3 protein-coding genes are annotated in these 2,427 nt (G+C 69.4%); 1 reads left to right on the forward strand and 2 read right to left on the reverse strand.

The annotated features are described in order from the left end of the window. Nucleotides 1-191 precede the first annotated feature (191 nt). Nucleotides 192-536, forward strand: a complete 345-nt coding sequence (locus G6O68_RS31570) for a hypothetical protein (RefSeq protein WP_165253691.1) — start codon at nt 192-194, stop codon at nt 534-536. A gap of 255 nt (nt 537-791) precedes the next feature. On the opposite strand, the gene G6O68_RS31575 is transcribed toward G6O68_RS31570, so the two are convergent. Then, a complete protein-coding gene (locus tag G6O68_RS31575) occupies nt 792-1,460 on the reverse strand; it encodes a hypothetical protein (RefSeq protein ID WP_165253693.1) in 669 nt (222 codons plus the stop codon). A 480-nt stretch (nt 1,461-1,940) separates the two neighbouring features. Beyond that, on the reverse strand, nt 1,941-2,427 hold a 487-nt coding region (locus tag G6O68_RS31580), incomplete at its 5' end, for a ThuA domain-containing protein (protein WP_165253695.1).

Genomic DNA, 2,427 nt, shown 5'->3' on the forward strand with positions numbered 1-2,427 from the left:
GCTGGCGTTCCTCGGCTTCGAGCGTGACCTTGTAGACCTTCATCGGACCCTCCTGTAGCGGTGTCACCCCAGGAGAACCGATCTCAAACCTGCCGGCAAATTAAAACTGGCGGCCCACTAGCATTCAAGCTGGAAGAAATACAAACCGACTTCGTCGGGCACTGAAACGCAACCACGGAAAGAAAGACGCCATGACCACCCCCGAAATCAACCCCATCACCGAAAAGCAAGCCATCGAAGGCCAATGTGTCATGCTTGACAATGCAAATTATGAAATCTGCGCCTTCACCAAGTGCGAGATCGTGTATCGCGGCGGCGCGATGTCGACCGTCAAGTGGCGCTTCAAAGAATGCGATTTCTACTTTGGAGAGGCCGCCGGGCTGACGGTGCTGTTTCTCCGGGGCCTTTACAACATGGATGGCGATGGAGGCACGAAGCAGATGGTCGAGAACCTGTTGAGGGGGCCGCATGACCCGCCCCGATACCATCCGCTCTACCCTCGCTGGCGTCTGGGATACGGACGCGACCGCCTATGACATGGCCTGGGCCGTCCTGACCTGCCCCCTTCAAACGAGTCCGGCCGCCATGTGAGGATGGCGGCCGAGTGCGCCTGCCCCGATCGTCGTCCGGGTCGGACGCGACCGTGTGCGTTCGTCCCGATGGCGGAGCAGCCTTGGGCGACGGCTGGGCCGACGGTCGGATCGCCGAAACCCTCGACGACGAGGCGAACCTGGCCGCCGGAGATCCGCGCGATCGGAGCTCCGGGGGGCCGTCGGCACGCGGGCTCGACGTCAAGACCTCGACCCGAAGTAGAACCCGACCACCGCCGCCAGGAGGTTCTCCGGGCCGAGCGGGCCGAGCCGCACCAGGCTCGCGAACCACGCGTCGACCTGGTCCGGCGGGACCACGGGATGGAGCCGGTTGCCGACGAGGCCCACGAGGGCGACGGCCGCGGCCAACGAGACCAGGGCCCGAGCGTCCTCGAACGACCGGTGCGGCCGGTGGCCGCGCTCCCGCCACCAGCCGAGGGCGGCGTTGAAGGCCACGCCGAGCAGGAACCCGGCCACCATCAGCAGCGTGACCGCGCCGGGATTCCTATCCAGCTCGGCCAGGTCGCCGCGCCGGAGCAGCACGACGGCCACCGCCAGGCAGCCCGCGACGAGGATGAGCCGGACGCTGCCCCGGGGCAGGAAGAGCGGCGGGGGGCCCGGGTCGGGCCCGTCCCCGCCCTCGACCCGTCGACGGCTGGCGAAGTAGTGCCCCATGATGACGAACAGGAGGTCGCGCAGGTAATCCGGGACCTCCCGCGAGGGCCTCAGGATCAGGAGCGTCCACGTGGTCGCGAAGATCAGGATCGCCAGCAGGGCCCGGATGCTCCCCGAGGGGAGCCCCAGGGCGTGGAGCCTCCGCCAGTCGACCTGGGTCGAGGCCCGAGCTTCGTGACTCTCGATCGCCGCCATGAACGGCCCTCCGGGGGTTGATCTTCATTCGGGATGACGCGCAAGGGGGTTCGCTCGCCGCTCCCGTTTATTCCGCCTCCGGCATCTCGGCGCTCTCAGCTGGTGGACCGCTCGGCCGCATCGTGGCGAGAGCCGCGCCAGCCACGCGCTCGAGCGGCTCGTGAGCTTCCCTCTCGGAAGGTGCGGACGCTCCGGGTCCGGGAGGAAAACGGCGGTGCCTCATCCACCGGCGCGGTCGCTCGAACCGGGACGTCCCCTGGATCACACGCCCGGCCCGGCGTTCGGCACGCCGGAGGCCGACGACCCGGGGACTCGGGCCGAGGGCGGCCGGGATCGCGAGACGTGCAAAGCGATCATGCCCGGGCGCGTCGACGGGGCCGGCCGATCGCGGCGATCCGGAGGAGCATGCCGGCCTCCGCTCCGCCGCCCGGGTGGGCGAATCGGCGATGCGCAGCGATCGGCTCGTGGAACGGGACGGGCTCAATCCTCGTCCCGAAGCCCTGAGGGCGGCGCGATCGTAACCTGCCCGGTCGCGGCCCACTCGACCCCGCGCCGGAACGTGGCCACGAACCCGGGGGTGCAGACCGAGCGCAGGTCATGTCCCAGGGTCGTGGTGAAGACCCTGCCCTCGCGGTACGGGAGCGTCCACATCACCGGCTCGTCCTTGCCCGACCCGCGGACTCCCTGCGGGCCCGGCCCGCGGTTCTCCGGGTCGTCGTACGCCGTGGCGAGCACCGTGATCCCCGGCTGCATGGCCAGGCCCTGGTTCAGCTCGTCGTGCGTGACGAACGAGGCGGGGAGCCCCTCCAGGATCGGATGATCCGGCGCCTTCAGGTCGACCCGGAAGCGGTGGTAGGGCGAGTGCTTCGCCCCCCGACGCCACGCCCCCCCGATCATGACCTCGTACTCGGGCCAGTCGGCGTGCGCGCTGAGCGCCGCGTGGAAGGCGACGACGCCCTTGCCGCGG

The sequence above is a fragment of the Paludisphaera soli genome, from assembly GCF_011064595.1.
Lineage (GTDB): Bacteria > Planctomycetota > Planctomycetia > Isosphaerales > Isosphaeraceae > Paludisphaera > Paludisphaera soli.

Coding starts and splice junctions, on each gene's coding strand:
- G6O68_RS31575 (WP_165253693.1), bottom strand. CDS start 1,460: ATGGCGGCGATCGAGAGTCACGAAGCTCGGGCCTCGACCCAGGTCGAC.
- G6O68_RS31570 (WP_165253691.1), top strand. CDS start 192: ATGACCACCCCCGAAATCAACCCCATCACCGAAAAGCAAGCCATCGAA.